General features: G+C 57.0%; 16 protein-coding genes. 12 read left to right on the top strand and 4 right to left on the bottom strand.

The genetic code is table 11. From position 1 onward, the window contains the following. Positions 1-71 precede the first annotated feature (71 nt). Positions 72-1,085, top strand: coding sequence for a radical SAM protein (locus A4E19_17765; GenBank protein OQW34764.1), 1,014 nt, complete (start codon positions 72-74; stop codon positions 1,083-1,085). A gap of 15 nt (positions 1,086-1,100) precedes the next feature. After that, positions 1,101-1,469, top strand: coding sequence for a sulfurtransferase (locus A4E19_17760; GenBank protein ID OQW34763.1), 369 nt, complete (start codon positions 1,101-1,103; stop codon positions 1,467-1,469). Between the two features lie 21 nt (positions 1,470-1,490). Here A4E19_17760 and A4E19_17755 read toward each other — a convergent pair whose 3' ends face one another. From A4E19_17755 to A4E19_17740, 4 genes are all read right to left on the bottom strand, one after another. Next, positions 1,491-2,030, bottom strand: a complete 540-nt coding sequence (locus tag A4E19_17755) for a hypothetical protein (GenBank protein ID OQW34762.1) — start codon at positions 2,028-2,030, stop codon at positions 1,491-1,493. An 83-nt stretch (positions 2,031-2,113) separates the two neighbouring features. Beyond that, the gene (locus A4E19_17750; protein ID OQW34761.1) at positions 2,114-2,524 is read right to left on the bottom strand and encodes a hypothetical protein; all 411 of its coding nucleotides are present in this window, start codon (positions 2,522-2,524) and stop codon (positions 2,114-2,116) included. A gap of 172 nt (positions 2,525-2,696) precedes the next feature. After that, the gene (locus A4E19_17745; protein ID OQW34760.1) at positions 2,697-3,431 is read right to left on the bottom strand and encodes a hypothetical protein; all 735 of its coding nucleotides are present in this window, start codon (positions 3,429-3,431) and stop codon (positions 2,697-2,699) included. Between the two features lie 177 nt (positions 3,432-3,608). After that, positions 3,609-5,009 (bottom strand): hypothetical protein, encoded by a 1,401-nt coding sequence (locus A4E19_17740; protein OQW34759.1) that lies wholly within the window; start codon positions 5,007-5,009, stop codon positions 3,609-3,611. Here A4E19_17740 and A4E19_17735 point away from each other — a divergent pair. From A4E19_17735 to A4E19_17690, 10 genes are all read left to right on the top strand, one after another. After that, positions 4,999-5,184, top strand: coding sequence for a hypothetical protein (locus A4E19_17735; GenBank protein OQW34758.1), 186 nt, complete (start codon positions 4,999-5,001; stop codon positions 5,182-5,184). The two genes, A4E19_17740 and A4E19_17735, sit on opposite strands and share 11 nt — an antisense overlap. 20 nt (positions 5,185-5,204) lie before the next feature. After that, the gene (gene moaC, locus A4E19_17730; protein OQW34757.1) at positions 5,205-5,699 is read left to right on the top strand and encodes a cyclic pyranopterin monophosphate synthase accessory protein; all 495 of its coding nucleotides are present in this window, start codon (positions 5,205-5,207) and stop codon (positions 5,697-5,699) included. 252 nt (positions 5,700-5,951) lie between these two features. After that, positions 5,952-6,419 (top strand): molybdopterin biosynthesis protein MoeE, encoded by a 468-nt coding sequence (locus A4E19_17725; protein ID OQW34828.1) that lies wholly within the window; start codon positions 5,952-5,954, stop codon positions 6,417-6,419. Positions 6,420-6,532: 113 nt separating this feature from the next. Next, on the top strand, positions 6,533-7,570 hold the full coding sequence (locus tag A4E19_17720; protein ID OQW34756.1) for a cyclic pyranopterin phosphate synthase MoaA: 1,038 nt from the start codon (positions 6,533-6,535) through the stop codon (positions 7,568-7,570). A gap of 110 nt (positions 7,571-7,680) precedes the next feature. Beyond that, on the top strand, positions 7,681-8,388 hold the full coding sequence (locus tag A4E19_17715; GenBank protein ID OQW34755.1) for a hypothetical protein: 708 nt from the start codon (positions 7,681-7,683) through the stop codon (positions 8,386-8,388). Positions 8,389-8,506: 118 nt separating this feature from the next. Then, the gene (locus A4E19_17710) at positions 8,507-9,343 is read left to right on the top strand and encodes an acetyl-CoA carboxylase subunit beta (GenBank protein OQW34754.1); all 837 of its coding nucleotides are present in this window, start codon (positions 8,507-8,509) and stop codon (positions 9,341-9,343) included. Between the two features lie 24 nt (positions 9,344-9,367). Beyond that, positions 9,368-10,666: a hypothetical protein gene (locus A4E19_17705; GenBank protein OQW34753.1), complete on the top strand. Its 1,299-nt coding sequence runs from the start codon at positions 9,368-9,370 to the stop codon at positions 10,664-10,666. Between the two features lies 1 nt (position 10,667). Then, positions 10,668-13,142, top strand: coding sequence for a hypothetical protein (locus tag A4E19_17700; GenBank protein ID OQW34752.1), 2,475 nt, complete (start codon positions 10,668-10,670; stop codon positions 13,140-13,142). A 137-nt stretch (positions 13,143-13,279) separates the two neighbouring features. After that, positions 13,280-13,576 carry a thiol reductase thioredoxin gene (locus A4E19_17695; GenBank protein ID OQW34827.1) on the top strand — a complete coding sequence of 99 codons (297 nt, stop codon included), beginning with the start codon at positions 13,280-13,282 and terminating at the stop codon, positions 13,574-13,576. 208 nt (positions 13,577-13,784) lie between these two features. Beyond that, positions 13,785-15,464 carry a hypothetical protein gene (locus tag A4E19_17690; GenBank protein ID OQW34751.1) on the top strand — a complete coding sequence of 560 codons (1,680 nt, stop codon included), beginning with the start codon at positions 13,785-13,787 and terminating at the stop codon, positions 15,462-15,464.

Genomic DNA, 15,464 nt, shown 5'->3' with positions numbered 1-15,464 from the left:
CACTGCATTATGATCTTGCGAACCAACGTGGGGAATTGACATCCATTGGGCCTGAAGGACAGGATAGGTTCATGCGTCAGATTTCCAATCCCCCCAATCCCTTTGAGTCACGGCATCGGGACCTGCTCGAACCGGCCGGCACAGCCACGCTCTCGCTCTATGCGGACGACAGCCGGGAGATCTTGAGCCGGAACGACAGCCCGGACTTGCCGTTTCGGTGGAGCGTCAATCCCTATCGGGGCTGTTTCCATGCGTGCGCCTATTGTTATGCGCGCCCGTCCCACGAGTATTGGGGGTTCGGGGCCGGAACCGATTTCGAGAGCAAGATCGTGGTGAAGGAAGAGGCACCGCGGCTGCTTCGGCGGGCTTTTGAAAAGCCGTCATGGAAGGGAGAGCTGATTGTCTTTTCTGGAAACACGGACTGCTACCAACCGCTCGAGGCCGAGTACGGATTGACCCGCGCCTGTTTGGAGGTTTGCGCGGAGTATCGGAACCCTGTCGCGATCATCACGAAAGGTTCATTGGTGGTTCGCGACCTCGATGTGCTCGTTCGGTCGCATCGCGAGGCCTGGGTAGTCGTGTATTTCAGCATTCCTTTCTCCTCCGACGATGTGGCCCGCAAGGTGGAGCCGCATGTGCCGTCGATCATCAAGCGGTTCTCCACCATGAAGGCTCTTTCCGATGCCGGTATTCCGACGGGTCTTTCGATCGCACCCGTCATTCCCGGGCTGAATGAAGATGATATTCCTGAATTGTTGGAGCGGGCCTATGATGCCGGCGCCCGTACCGCGACCTACAGCTTGTTGAGACTCGCCGGCAGCCTAGAACCGGTGTTTCTGGACCGGATCGGGGAGGCCTTTCCGGATCGGCTGGGGAAAATCACCAATCGACTTCGTGAGATCAGGGGCGGGGTGTTGACGGAAAGCCGATTCTTCAAGCGGCAGACGGGGCAGGGGCCCTATTGGAAACTGATCGAGCAGTTATTCCTGCTGGCCAAACGGAGAGCGGGATTTCCGGACGATGACATGACCGCCATTCCACAGACGTTTCGACGTCCTGGCGTTGAGCAGGTATCGCTGTTTTGAAGAAAGCGGAGGAGCATGAAACATAATCCCGGCTTCTTAAGACTGGTCGAACAGGCGAAACAACGTGTCAAGGAGTGCAGCGTGACCGAAGTGAAGGCTCGTCTTGACCGTGGTGAGCAGTTCCATTTTATCGATATCCGGGAGGATCATGAATTCGCCCAGGACCATGCGCGAGGCGCCCGGCATCTTGGCAAAGGGATTATCGAACGGGATATCGAATCGATGGTTCCGAATAAGCAGGACTCCATTGTGCTCTATTGCGGGGGAGGGTATCGATCGGCGTTGGCGGCGGATGCCTTGCAACAGATGGGGTATGGGAACGTGGTTTCGATGGATGGAGGGATTCGCGCGTGGCGGGAGGCCGGATATCCGTTGGAGAAGTGAAGCGGCTTCGTTCTTCCAGCGCTACTTGTTCACCCGATCGAATTCCTTGATCACCTGGTCGGTGAGGTCGATCGTGTCTTTATTGTAGATCACGATCTTGACGGTCTGTTCGCTGCCTTTGTCCACGACGAGGGCCACCCCTCCCTTTTCCGCGACCGTTTGTGTCGCCGAGGAGATTTTCTTCATGTATTCGTCGACCAACTCCTTCTGCTTTTTCTGGAGTTCCATGTTGAACTCCTGTGCACGCTTCTGGAAGTCTTGAACCCTCGTCCGAAATTGTCCCTCCTTTTCCTTCTTTTCCGTGTCGGTCCACTTGAGGGCCTGTTCCTTCAATTGTTTCTCGTAATTGCGGAGGTCTTCCTCGTCTTTCGCCAGGAGTTTCTGTCTTGTCGAGACGTATTCCTTCAGCCCTTCGAGCGCCCGCTTCCCCGCCTTGGATTTTTCCAAGACGGATTGAGGGTCCACCACCCCCATCTTAAATTCGGCGGCTTGGATGGAGGTCGCCGCGAATGGAGCGAGTAGGGCCACAAGGAACAGGGTCCTCAAAGCAGGAATATGCATATCGTCTCTCGTGCCTCCCGACGTGAATGAAGGAACCGGGGCAGAATAACCGCGTACCCTGGGTCTGTCAAGCGATGGTCTCGCTACCAGGAGTCAAAACTGATCGATTCCTCGGCGATCCAGACTTCGACCCCATAGTGCCATTTGAGGCGCCGGGCGACCGCGCGCATGGCATATTCATCCGCGTGCTTTGGATCGAAGGGGTCCTTGACCTTCTGGAGCTTTTCTTTCTTGAACGGCGGGGGATAACCCAGGTCTTTCATGGCGAGCGCCAACATGTTCAGTTGAAAGAAGCGCGGCGTTTGGTTCAGCTCCGCCAGCATGACTTCGGTCGACCCATTCGAAGCCTTGTGAGTTCGGTAGAGGTCGACAACCCGGCCTTTTAATCGGGATCGTTGCGATTCGGTGAATTCGGGAAGAGCCAACTCGACCAAGAGTGCATTGGTGGCGCCGGTGAACGAGGGCATGTCGAGCAGTCTGCTTAAAAATCCCATCGAAATCCTCGCTGCAAGATCGTGAAAGTCTGATGTGTCGGCTTTTCCATCGGCGACGGCGGATTGCGCTTCGAAAGAGTGTACTGAAACGGCCGTTGTTTTTCCAGACTGCAAAAAGAGGGGGATGGTAAGGACGAACCGGTCGAAATTGGACCGCAGTTAGATATTTTCGCTATTTAAAAAGGTCCTTGATGGTCTGAGTCGCGGTTTCCATGCCTTTCTGAATGGTCTTGCCGGCGACATTCACGCCAAGTGACGCCACGGCCGTGCTGACCTGCGGGACGAGCGAACCGAGAACTTGTCGGGTCGCTTCTCCGGCCGTCGTGCCGTTCGACTTCTTCCCGATATCCCGTAGGTGCATGTCGGGAATCGGCACTTGTACCGCATCGCCGTCGAGAAGTTCGACGCTCACACGGGCGGTACCGTTCTTGATGTATAAATGCTCGATGACGAGTTTCTTGCCCGATTCCGACTCCCGAGAGTTCTTCCTCTTATCGTCTTGTCGGCCGATCGAACGCTCAATGTTGCGTTGGAGGACGTCGAGATTACTCCCGCCGCCGGCATATTCGTAGGTGATCTCCGGTTTGATGAGGGTGAGTTCCTTGATCCGGATCACGTCCGTCGTGAGCGAACCGATGTCGAGCGTCATACTGATTTCGCCGAGCGACAGGGCATGCGCGGTCCTGAAGCCCTCAGGGTTGCCGACCACCAGGCCGTGTAATGCCGCTCTGCCGTCGACGAGGTCGGTCTTGGCATCCGAAAGGCTGACCGGCACACCGGTGATGTCAGGGCCATAGCGGCGAATCGCGGACGCGATCTGAGCATCCAGCGAGTTGTACATCCACCACAGACCTCCGACGATGGTGATCAACCCAAGTGTCGCGATTCCACGCAGCAGGTTCTTCATGGTTCTTCCCGCACTGCTGGGAGTATAGCAAGGCTACTTTAGGAGTCTATTGAGAGCAGATGCATGAGAAATGCCGCAAGACTCATCGCCGGCCTGAGCTATCGTGGTCCCGACTTGGATCCGGTATTGGTCTTGGGCCCGACGTTGTTGTAGGGACTCATCGACTTCGTGATCGCCTCAGCTCTGCACGAGTGACTCTTTGACCGCTAGAAGCAGTTTGCTCAGAAAGATGTCATGTTGCCAGGCTGACGCGTAGCGGCTCAGTCCGAGTCGAACCACGACCAGCTCGCGTGAGGGAATGACGGTGATGAATTGGCCTCCGTGTCCTACGGCGTGGAAGGTGTCTTGGGGTAAGAGATTTACGTTTCCCCCGCTCCTGTATTCGTCCGGTATCTGTAGCCAGAAGTGCGCGCCAAAGGCATTTCCCGGAATACGTGACGCCGGGGTGGTCGCATGCCGGACCCAGCCCGCCGGCAGTATGCGCTGCCCGTTCCACATGCCGTCCTGGAGATAGAGCAGACCGAACTTGGCCCAATCGCGCGCGGTGGCGTACGTATAGGAAGAACCGACAAACGTCCCGGAGGCGTCCGGCTCGAGCACGGCGCCCGTCATACCAAGCGGCTGAAACAGGGCACGATGCGGAAAGGAATGATAGTCGGTGTCGCCGACCGCACGACGCATGACGCGGCTGAGAATGTTCGTGGTGCCGCTCGAATAGCGCCACTGCGAGCCTGGCTCCGCGACGAGCTTCTTGCGGGCCGCATAACTGGCCATATCCGGAGTCCGCAGCAGCATATGCGTGACATCGGCCAGCGGGTGGGTGTAGTTCTCATCGAAGTCTATTCCACTGGTCATCTGCAGGAGATGATCCACCGTAATCGCGCGTCTGCCGTTGCTCGACTCCGGCCATTCCGGCGCCTGAACCGGATCGGTGAGCGATAGCTTTCCCTCTTGAATCAAGATACCCGCCAGTGCGTGCATCACGCTCTTGGTCATCGACCAGCCGATCAAGGGCGTGTGTTGGTCAAAGGGCGGTGCGTACCGTTCTCCTACGATCTGACCTTGGTGCACCACGACCACTGCGCGTGTGCGCCGGAGACGTGTCTGAGCAGGTTCAGCGAAAGCCCAGTCCAGAGCCGCATTCAACAGGTCCCGATCGACCGCCGCCGTAACCTCCGCCCTCGAATCCGTCGCCGGCCAGTGACCGGGCAAGGTGTTGACGAGGTCAAGGGTGGGATTGAAATCCATGAGCCTCGGTGGCTCGTAGTGCTTGAACTTCAAGGTGCAACCGAGACCAGGACGATACTCCGCGGATTGTCCGATCAGCCCGAGAAAGGTGGTTGACACGGTCTGGGTCGTGCGGTCAATGGTTGAGTTGATCGAACGCAGTATGGGTAGATCCTCGACTCCAAGGTCGTTATGCAGCACATCCTCCGGAGAGCGCATCGAGACGAAGACGCCGGAGCACAAGCTCTTCGCTTTGTAGGCGGCCCCGATTGAGATCAGTTCCCACACATAGTGCAGAACCGTCCCTACGAGTATCAGTGCTACAACCACGACTGCCGTGATGATTCTCACCGATCACCTAGAGGGTGCTGAAGCGAAGTTTGCTCAGTATAGGGCGAAGGGCAGGGAAAGTTCCATGCGGTCTGCCAATGTCTACCCTCTGTTGTGGCACCAACGAGCGCTGTCTTTCTTCGGCTTGACCTTCGTTTCAGGCGGCACCTATAATTCCGCTGTGTATCGACTGTAAGGTACTGATTCCACGCAACAATGTCTGATTTTACCCACTTCAATGAATCGGGTCGGGCGCGGATGGTCGATATCAGTGCCAAGGACTCGACCGAACGGCTTGCCACGGCGCAAGCCAAAGTCTTTCTCCTTCCGGAAACCCTTGAAAAGATTCAACATGGGAAAATCGCGAAGGGTGATGTGTTGGCCGTCGCCCAGGTCTCGGGAGTAATGGGGGCCAAAAGGACCCCGGATCTGATTCCTATGTGTCATCCCATTCTCCTGACGAGCGTGGACATTGCTTTCAAAGAAGAATCTCAGCCTGACCCCCAAGGCCGCTGTTCCATCATCATTACGGCGACAGCCAAGACCACAGGACCGACGGGAGTCGAAATGGAAGCGATGACGGCTGCGACGGTCGCCGCACTCACCATTTACGACATGTGCAAGGCGGTGGATCGTGGGATGAGTTTCAGCGAGGTCTGTCTCCTGTCGAAATCCGGGGGGAAATCAGGAACGTATGCCAGGAAAGACTGACGTTCAGGTCCAGATAGAGGAACAATGATCACGGTGCGATTGTTCGGGATGATGAAAATGCTGGCGGGGAATCAGGGTTCTTTGTCGTTGAATGTAGATGATGGCCGGCCAGTGAAGGATTTGATCGATGCAATCGATAGAGGCTATCCAGCGATTGGCGAGCTGATTCAGAAGAAGAAGGTGCTTGTGTCCGTCAATCAGGAAATCGCGCACGATGAGACGATCATCAACAACGGCGACGAGGTGGCGCTGTTGCCTCCGTTTGCCGGCGGTACGGGGCGTGAAGCGACGGAAGAGAGCCCGTTCGTTCGTGTGCAGCGGGAGAATTTCTCGATCGATCAGGAACTCGATCGGGTACGAAAAACATCCAAGCGGATCGGCGGGATTGCGACGTTCCTCGGTATCGCGCGTGATCGGTCACGTGGCCGGGATGTCGATGGGATTACTTTCGAGCACTACGAAGGGATGGCGCAGAAGAAGCTGCATGAGATCCGGGAACGGGCGCTGAACGATTTCGACATTCTGGAGTTGCTCATCATTCACCGATATGGAGAAATTGCCATCGGTGAAAATATTGTCTTGATCATCGCGGGTGCGGAGCACCGGGCAGACGCGTTCCGCGCCTGCAAGTGGGCGATCGACGAGCTGAAGCAAATCACGCCGATCTGGAAGTTGGAACATACGCCGGAAGGGGAGGTCTGGGTGGAGGAACATCCCTAGAGGATGGTGAAAATGGTGCCCGGCTGCGTTCCCGCATCGTTCAGAGGCTTGACGTACCCAACAACGTACGACTCGAGAGGCAGACTAAAGAAGACTTTTCTCATGGTCGTCTTATGGAACGCGTAACCGATATATTCGGTCGGCCGCTGGGGAGCTTGCGTCTGTCCGTGACGGATCGCTGCAATCTCCGCTGCAACTATTGCATGCCGGAGCCGGAGTATGTCTGGTTGCCGCGAGAGGATATCCTCACCTTTGAAGAAATGGCCACACTGGTGGGTTATTTTGCCGACTTGGGTGTGGACAAAGTCCGGCTGACGGGCGGCGAGCCGCTGTTGCGCCGAGACTTGGCGCGATTGGTGCGGTTGCTGCGGCAGGATCGGCGGATCACGGAAGTGGCGTTGACCACGAACGGTATTCTGTTGGCCGAGTATGCTCAGGCACTGTACGAGGCGGGGCTCGATCGCGTGACGATCAGTCTTGACACGCTCAGACCCGAGCGGTTCCGTCAACTGACCGGGCGGGATGAGTTCGCACGAGTTCTCGAAGGGATTGAATCAGTCGGGAAGACGGGCTTCACCAATTTGAAACTCGACACCGTCGCGATTCGCGGGTTCAATGAGGATGAGTTGAGCCCTTTGATCGAGTTTGCGAGGCACTTTCACGCCGAGGTTCGTTTCATCGAATATATGGATGTCGGCGGAGCGAACGAATGGAGGCTGGACAAGGTCCTTTCCCAGGACATGATCCTGGATGCTCTCGCGCGGCGGTATGGTCGAATCACCGTGCTGGCGGGACGAGGTGCAGCCCCCGCACAGCGATTTAGCTTGCCGGACGGCACTATCTTTGGGATCATTCCGTCAACGACGACACCGTTTTGTGCGCAGTGCGATCGCAGCCGCATCACCGCCGACGGGTTGTGGTATCTGTGCTTGTATGCAGGAGTGGGAGTGGACCTGCGTAAGCCTCTTCGCATGCAGGAGCATCCGGAGCATATGAGGGATCGTATTCGATCGGAGTGGGCGGCTCGACGAAATCGTGGAGCGGAGGAACGTAAGGCCTTGGAACGGGCGGGGCTTCGAGACGGAGGGCTCATCGAAATTGATCGCCTCCGGGAAGATCCACATTTAGAGATGCATGCCCGTGGAGGATGAGATTGTTTTATGTATTTCTGCTAGAATGCCCACCCATCTTCGGTGGCGCCATTGCCAGCCTCAGTGGTCAGTGCAAGAAGGGCTAGTCGTTGGGGTGTACTTCTTAAACTATGGTGCTTGAGACGGAATTCTTGTCCTTGCTCGGAGTGGGTTTTCTGCTGGGGTTACGGCATGCCCTGGATACCGACCATCTGGCGGCGGTATCGACGGTGCTCGCCGAACGTCCGTCGCTTCTTGCGTCTGGTGCCGTTGGTCTCTCGTGGGGACTTGGACACACAATGACCCTGTTGGTCGTCGGATCGATCGTCCTCATCTCCGGGTTCCATATCCCTGATGAGTTTGAACTCATTGCCGAGTCAGGTGTGGGGATTCTGCTCATTGTCCTGGGTGTCTCCTTGGCGCTCAAGCTGTACCGGGAGCGATGGCATGTGCATGGTCACCGGCATGATGGTGCCCCGCATGTCCACTTTCACAGTCATCAACGACACCATGATCATGGTCATCGACATTGGATGGTCGAATCCATTCGCCCGCTCTGCATCGGTATGGTACACGGACTCGCCGGGTCGGCGGCCCTGATGCTGATGATTCTTTCCACGACGAAGGAAATAGAGACGGGACTGCTGTCCATTTTGGTCTTCGGCCTGGGTTCGATCATCGGCATGATGGTCGTCGGGCTGACGATCAGTGTGCCGGTCATCTATTCGCGTTCGATCAGTCAGCGGCATTTTGGGGCGGTCCAAGGTCTGGCCAGCATCGCCAGCGTGTCGGTAGGAGTATGGATGTTGGCGAGATTGGCGTCAGCTGCCGGACAATGACCGGCATTCATCGCTGTTGAGATCGGTAAGGCTCCAAACGGCTTGGCGCGGAGGAGGCTGCCGCAGGCCACGGTATAGCCGGTCGACTGCCGACGTGCATATGACGAGACACTGAATCATGGCTTGGTTCAAGAAAGACAAACAGACGGAATCCGCTCCGCCGCCTCGTTCCAAAGGGAGCGAAGGCATGTGGCTCAAGTGCAACCATTGCCGGGAGATCGTCTATCGGAAGGAAGTCGATCGGAACAGCAAGGTTTGTCCGAAATGTGAATATCACTTTCCGATCTCGGTGACCGAGCGAATCGGGTTACTGATCGACCTTGGGACCTTCAAAGAATGGGATGCCGAGCTGGAAGCTCAAGACCCCTTAACGTTCCAAGACACCAAGCCCTATCGAGATCGTGTCAGGGCGCACCAAGAAAAGACGGGCCGAAAGGATGCCCTCGTCATCGGGGAAGGTCTGATCAACGCGCGTCGCGTCGTGCTGTGCGTCTTCGATTTCAGTTTCATGGGCGGGAGCATGGGATCCGTGGTCGGGGAAAAACTCTGCCGCGCGATCGATCGGGCATTGGAGCTGAAGCTGCCGGTCGTCTTGGTCACCGCTTCCGGAGGCGCGCGGATGCAGGAAGGCATCCTGTCGCTGATGCAAATGGCCAAGACCTCGACCGCGGTCGCGAAGCTCGGCGAGGCCAAGCTGCCGTTCATCTCGATCCTTTCCGATCCCACGTTCGGCGGCGTCACGGCCAGTGTGGCGATGTTGGGAGACGTCATCATTGCCGAGCCGAAAGCGTTGATCGGATTCGCCGGACCTCGTGTGATCGAACAAACCATCAAGCAACAGTTGCCGGATCAGTTCCAACGGGCGGAGTTTCTTCTCGAACACGGCATGATCGATATGATCGTCGAGCGTAAGCGTCTGAAGGAGACGGTCGGCACCCTCGTGAGTCATTTTTAGCCTCTGCGTCCTCCCGGCTTGTTGATGAGCTACTCCTCCGTCATCGAGTATCTCTATGCGCTCCAGAAGCACGGTATCAAGCTGGGCCTGGAGACCATGCAGGTGCTGTTGAGCCGAGTCGGCAATCCTCATCGAACCCTGCCCGTGATTCATATCGGAGGCACCAACGGCAAAGGTTCGACGGCGGCGATGGTTGCCTCGGTTCTTCAACATTCAGGCCGGCGAGTGGGGCTCTATACGTCTCCTCACCTCGTCGATTTCCGGGAGCGGATTCGCGTCAATGGGGGCATGATTTCGGAGACTCACGTCGAGGAATTGATGGCGCGATTGCGGGCCGCCCTGCACGATGATCTCGAACCGACGTTTTTTGAGATGACGACCGCGCTGGCGTTCCTCTACTTCGCGGACTCGGCGGTGGATGTCGCCGTGTTGGAGGTCGGGTTGGGGGGACGCTTCGACGCCACGAACGTCGTGGAGCAACCAGCGGCCTGCGCGATCACGACGATCGGGTTGGATCATCAGGAGTATTTGGGGCACACGGAGGAAGCGATCGCGTTTGAAAAAGGCGGAATCATCAAGCCGTTCGTGCCGGTCGTGATCGGACGGATGGGACGGGAGGCCGAACAGGTGCTCCGCCGGATCGCGCGGGATCGTTCGGCCCCCCTATGGCAGCTTGGCCGGGACTTTCACATCGACGGAACCGGCTCCAATCGACTGACGTATCGGGGAGTGAATCACGCGTATGAGGAGCTCACCTGCGGTCTCACGGGGCGTCATCAGTGGGACAACGCCGCTTGTGCGGTGGCGCTCCTTGAAGCGGCGGGTCAATCGGGGATCGGCACAGAAGCGTCGGCCGTGCGTGACGGTCTGCAGACGGTCTCATGGGAAGGTCGCTTGGAGTCGATCGATGAAGATCCTCGAGTCGTGCTCGACGGCGCCCACAATCCGGCCGCGGCACATGCCCTCGGGGGATACCTCGAAGAGTTTTCCATCAATCACCCCGGGTCTCGGATCATTCTGGTGTGGGGCATGATGCGTGATAAAGATCACCGGGGATTCATCGCTCCCCTGTTGCCGTTCGTGTCGGAAATTGTGCTCACGCAGGCGAGTCTCGCACGGTCTGCCAGCGTTCAAGAGCTCCGCGCAACTGTTCGCGAATGGCACGGGCCGGTGCTTGAGGCCATATTCCCCATGGACGCTCTGAGAACCGCCAGAAGCCGTGCCATGCCTCACGACCTGATCTGTATCGCCGGATCGCTGATGCTCCTCGGAGATATCAAAGCGGCGGTGCGTGGCTGTGGGTTATCACCGATTCGTGGGTAGCATGGCGGATCCTCTCGCGTGGGTCTGCCGGCGGGTCATTCTCATCCTCGCCCTCCTCACTCTCCTCCCATTTCCGGGATCAGCGGCGGACAACCGAACAGGTGCCGGTACGTCGTCCGCCGGAACGGCGCCCCTCGATATTACGGCGGAGCGCATCGACTATCGACAGGATCAAGAAATCTATGAGGCGAACGGATCGGTCGTGATACAGCAGGGAACGATCAAGCTGACGGCTGACCACGCGACGATTCAAGCCTTGCCGGGGATTCTCACCGCCATCGGCCATGTTCATTTGACGGATCCCCAGGCCGACGTGTCGGCCGAGCGGATGGAACTCAATATCAATACGGAGGCCGGTGTCGCGACGCACGCACAGCTCTACGTTCCCCTGACCAACTCATCCATATCCGGCCGCCTCATGCAAAGGTTCTCCGAATACCACTACCGAGCCAAAGAGGGCAGCTTCACGAATTGTGATGCTCAAAACGGAGAAGTACCGGCCTGGCGATTCCGGTTCAAGGATCTGGATATGACCATAGGGGACACGTTGGGGTTCAAGGGAGGGTGGTTCTGCATCCTCGATGTTCCCACGATTCCCTTGCCTACCTTCTCCTATCCCATGACCAGAAGACAAACCGGATTTCTGATTCCTACTCCCAGCTATGACAATCGATTCGGATTTAACGTCAAGCAAAGTTTCTTTTGGGCGATCAATCCGAGCCAAGACTTGACCGTCACTCCGTCATACTACAGTGACTTGGGGGTTGGGTCTGACCTTGAATATCGATATGTCTTGGACCGACGATCTCGGGGGAAGTGGTATGTGAGCTATCTCCAACAGACGCAGCTTCCCAATGTCGCCGGAGTCACCGACAGCGGAGAAGAATCCAACAGGGCGCGTGCTGCGCTCATCGGAAGCCATACGCAATATTTCACCGATACATTGCTGCTCCGAGCCAACGCCAATTTGGTCACAGACCCGAACTATTTTCAGCAGTTGAGCAATTCAGGAATACTGCGAGCCTTACCGAGCACCGAATCAAACCTCCTGGCCACTCAACGCTTGCCTTACGGCAACCTCTATCTCTTGGGCTCGTATCTGCAACCGCTGCAAGCTGGAGGCACGGATACGTTCCAGCGCCTTCCCGAGGCCGGCTACAGTCTTCCCTACGTCTCATTGTTCAATTCGCCCGTCTTGTTCGGGACGGAAGGACACTACGTCAACTTTTATCGAGATCAAGGGTTTACGCTCAATCGGTTTGATGTGGTTCCAGGTATTTCGACGGATATGATCGATCTTGGGCATATGATCGGAGTTCGCCCGCAAGCGAAGTTCCGAGAGACCTATTACAGCCGGGGAGCTCAATCAGAGGAGGGTGAGCATCGAGAAACCTTTTGGTTGGGGGTGGATGTCACGTCCAAGTTGTCACGCCGATTCGGACTTGCCGATGGGAATAGTCTTCTGCATACGATCGAACCGACGATCACGTATGAGTACGTTCCGACGACCGATCAATCCCGGTTGGTGAAGATCGATCAAGTCGATGATTTGAAGAAGAAGAATCTACTGACCTACATGCTGCGCAGCCGTGTGTTGGAGTCAGACAGGACAAATGCCTTTAACTGGCTCGATCTCACAGTGGCCCAGAGCTATCATGTCGGCGACGTGCAGACTCAGGCGCGGGAGTTCACACCAGGAGTCGCCCCTTTCCTAGGGTCGGTTACCCAGCCGCTTGAGCCGGCTACGGTGTCCATTCAGGGTAAGAAGTTCTCTGACATCTGGATGCGGGCCGTGATCGGCAACAATCTGCCGACGCTGATGTCGCCGGCATGGTTGGCCACTCCGGTGGTCGGACGCGCCGCGCAAGCCTGGGCCCTCCGGCCGCCGATCAATCGGTATCTAACGATCGACGCGTTCTTCGATCCCTATCAACCGGGGGTGAGTCAATTCAACACGGACCTTCGATTCCAAGAAGGGACCAACTGGTATTTTGAGGTGGGACAGCGGTTTACGAGAGAGGGCAATCGGGTCAGGCGAGGTGACGTGTGGAACCCGATCTCATTCAACGAGGTGTTTGCTCCGACGAAGGAAATTCAGTTTCTAACCATGGGTGGCGCGTTCCGCACGCCTTGGGGTTGGACGTTCGGCGCCAAGGCCTACTATGACGTCAGGACAGGAAGAAGTCCGGAGTTGGACGTGGTCGCCTTGTATCAGAACCCCTGCCGATGTTGGTCGGTGGGACTCTATTACTTGAAATTCCCGGATCGTGAACAATACAGCTTCATGTTGAGCCTCACCGGGGTGGGATGGACGGAAAGTGCCGGAACGGCTGTCATGCGATCGCTCTTGAGTCCCCTGTTGTGGGGTGAACGTGGTTTGCCTTGGGCGACCCTTGGAGGACCCTATGGTATTCCTCCGCCTACTTCCGAGGTCGGTCCCGCGCCTGTACCTGTCGGGATTCAAACCGTACGGTGATCCGTGTTTGACACTAAAAACAGTGGTGGGGTACCATGCCACGGTAACCTCTGTAGATGATCTCAACCCTGAAGGAGGGAGCAGACGTGGCTGGTGACGCCTTGAAAGTAGAAGATTCCACTTGGGATGCCGAAGTGATGAAAGCCTCGGAACTTGTCATGGTCGATTTTTGGGCCGTGTGGTGCGGCCCTTGCCAAATGGTGGCTCCCATCGTCGATGAGTTGGCAAAAGAGTACTCCGGGAAGCTGAAGGTTCGAAAATTGAACACCGATGAGAATCCTGAGGTGGCGGGCCGTTACCAAGTAATGAGTATTCCCACCATTCTGTTCTTTAAGAACGGTCAGCCGGTGGAGAAATTGGTGGGTGCCAGACCGAAACGTCAATTCAAAGAAGTGATCGACTCGCTGCTTGCTCAGCACGCTGGGACCGCCTAGCGCACGATGCGGCAGAGGGCATTCGGCTTTGCTCCTTCTCAGGAGTACGCAAGCGTAGATCTCCATCACTTCATGGATGAGACTGTGCTGAGCGGTCATCGCGGCATGAAGCCCGCTGTTTCTGCAAGGCTTTCAGCGTGCATAACATAAGATGTTGAGTCTCCCTATGAGGCTTTGGTAGCTCGCTGGTCGTGCCACCGTTGCAGCTATGCTCACTGAGCTGCGTATCACCAATTTCGCCGTGATCGAGCACCTGAGCCTGACCCTGGACTCAGGGTTTACCGCGTTGACCGGCGAGACAGGGACCGGTAAGTCCCTGTTGATCGACGCCGTAGCTCTTCTTGTCGGTGGACGGGCCTCAAGCGACCAGATTCGATTCGGCGAAGACGAAGCCCTGCTTGAAGCGTCGTTCGACATTCCTCTCACGCATCCCTTTCTTCAGCGCCTGCGGGATCAGGAAATCCTGGGGCCGCACGATTCTCAGCTCATCATTCGGCGCATCATTGCCCGTTCGGGAAGAAACCGTGTGTACCTGAACGGAGTCTTAAGTCCGGTTCACGTGCTGGACGAGTTTGCCGGTACGCTCATCGATATGCATGGTCAACACGACCAGCAGTCGCTCTTGTCCAACTCCGCTCAGCTCGAGGTGCTGGATGCCTTCGGCCGTCTACTGGACTTGCGGTCTCAATATCGATCGGCTCATCGCGAGTGGATCCGCTGCCGTGAAGAACGCGCCGGGCTTGCTGCGGCTCTCCAGCAGCGGACCCAACAAGAGGATTTGTTGACGTTCCAGCAGCAGGAACTGAATGAAGCCGCCTGCCGTATCGGGGAGGAAGAGTCGCTGCAAGCTGAACGGCGTCGGTTGGGAGGGGCACGGCGACTGGCTGAGCTGGTATCGGAAGCTCAGGAACTGATTCAGGGTGATGCTCACGGTATCTTGGTGAATATGGTGTCGGTGGAGCGAGTGTTGGGAGAGCTGGCTCAGATCGACCCTGAGATGGAAGGTACCGTTCGATTTACCTCTGAAGCGAAAGTGCTTTTGAAGGAAGTCGCCGACTCCATTCGCGGGTACGCCGAGAATTTGGACGCCGACCCCATGAGACTCGGTGCGATCGAAGATCGCCTGGCCGTGATCCAGAAGATGAAAAAGAAGTATGGGGGAACCATCGAAGCCGTCCTGGAGACTCAGTGTCGAGTCACGCAGGAACTTGAGCGGCTTCGGCAGTCGGATATCGAACTCGATCGATATGATCGTCAGATTCGGACCCAAGAACAGAATGTCTCCAGGCTGGCCCGGTCGCTTTCGGAAAAGCGTGCTGAAGCAGCCAAGCGATTGACGAAACTGGTGGGCAAAGAGCTCAGCGAGTTGAAAATGGGCTCGGTGCGGTTTCTCGTCCAAGTCTCGCCGAGCGGGTCTGACGAACGCTATGGCCTTGATGGGGCTGATCGTGTCGAGTTTTTGCTGTCCGCCAATGCCGGTGAACCCTTGAGGCCGATGTCCCGTGTGGCATCGGGCGGCGAACTGTCACGGGTCATGTTGGCGTTGAAATCTACCCTGGCCGATGTTGATCACGTGCCGGTCTTGATCTTCGATGAAATCGACACCGGGGTTGGAGGAGCGGTCGCGGCCACGATCGGGAAACGGCTGAGGGAATTGGGCCGATACCATCAAGTGTTGTGCGTTACGCACCTCCCGCAGGTTGCTTCTCAAGCTCAACATCATTTCTCGGTGGAAAAGTCTGAAGTGAAGGGGCGGACCGTGGCGACGGTACGTGCATTGACCGGGGTAAGTCGTGAAGGGGAAATTGCGCGCATGCTGGGGGGGGAGCGAATCACTCAAAAGACTCGATCCGCGGCGGCAGAGTTGATTGCCGGGGGGCATGAATAG

Source organism: Nitrospira sp. SG-bin1 (genome assembly GCA_002083365.1).
GTDB lineage: Bacteria > Nitrospirota > Nitrospiria > Nitrospirales > Nitrospiraceae > Nitrospira_D.
The sequence above is the reverse complement of the archived record's forward strand: the minus strand, read 5'-3'. Positions and strand labels throughout refer to the sequence as shown.

Excerpts from the sequence above, each read along its gene's own strand:
- A4E19_17765 (OQW34764.1), top strand. The coding sequence starts at position 72 with ATGCGTCAGATTTCCAATCCCCCCAATCCCTTTGAGTCACGGCATCGG.
- A4E19_17760 (OQW34763.1), top strand. The coding sequence starts at position 1,101 with ATGAAACATAATCCCGGCTTCTTAAGACTGGTCGAACAGGCGAAACAA.
- A4E19_17755 (OQW34762.1), bottom strand. The coding sequence starts at position 2,030 with ATGCATATTCCTGCTTTGAGGACCCTGTTCCTTGTGGCCCTACTCGCT.
- A4E19_17750 (OQW34761.1), bottom strand. The coding sequence starts at position 2,524 with ATGGGATTTTTAAGCAGACTGCTCGACATGCCCTCGTTCACCGGCGCC.
- A4E19_17745 (OQW34760.1), bottom strand. The coding sequence starts at position 3,431 with ATGAAGAACCTGCTGCGTGGAATCGCGACACTTGGGTTGATCACCATC.
- A4E19_17735 (OQW34758.1), top strand. The coding sequence starts at position 4,999 with ATGATTCTCACCGATCACCTAGAGGGTGCTGAAGCGAAGTTTGCTCAG.
- moaC (OQW34757.1), top strand. The coding sequence starts at position 5,205 with ATGTCTGATTTTACCCACTTCAATGAATCGGGTCGGGCGCGGATGGTC.
- A4E19_17720 (OQW34756.1), top strand. The coding sequence starts at position 6,533 with ATGGAACGCGTAACCGATATATTCGGTCGGCCGCTGGGGAGCTTGCGT.
- A4E19_17715 (OQW34755.1), top strand. The coding sequence starts at position 7,681 with ATGGTGCTTGAGACGGAATTCTTGTCCTTGCTCGGAGTGGGTTTTCTG.
- A4E19_17710 (OQW34754.1), top strand. The coding sequence starts at position 8,507 with ATGGCTTGGTTCAAGAAAGACAAACAGACGGAATCCGCTCCGCCGCCT.
- A4E19_17705 (OQW34753.1), top strand. The coding sequence starts at position 9,368 with ATGAGCTACTCCTCCGTCATCGAGTATCTCTATGCGCTCCAGAAGCAC.
- A4E19_17700 (OQW34752.1), top strand. The coding sequence starts at position 10,668 with ATGGCGGATCCTCTCGCGTGGGTCTGCCGGCGGGTCATTCTCATCCTC.
- A4E19_17695 (OQW34827.1), top strand. The coding sequence starts at position 13,280 with ATGAAAGCCTCGGAACTTGTCATGGTCGATTTTTGGGCCGTGTGGTGC.
- A4E19_17690 (OQW34751.1), top strand. The coding sequence starts at position 13,785 with ATGCTCACTGAGCTGCGTATCACCAATTTCGCCGTGATCGAGCACCTG.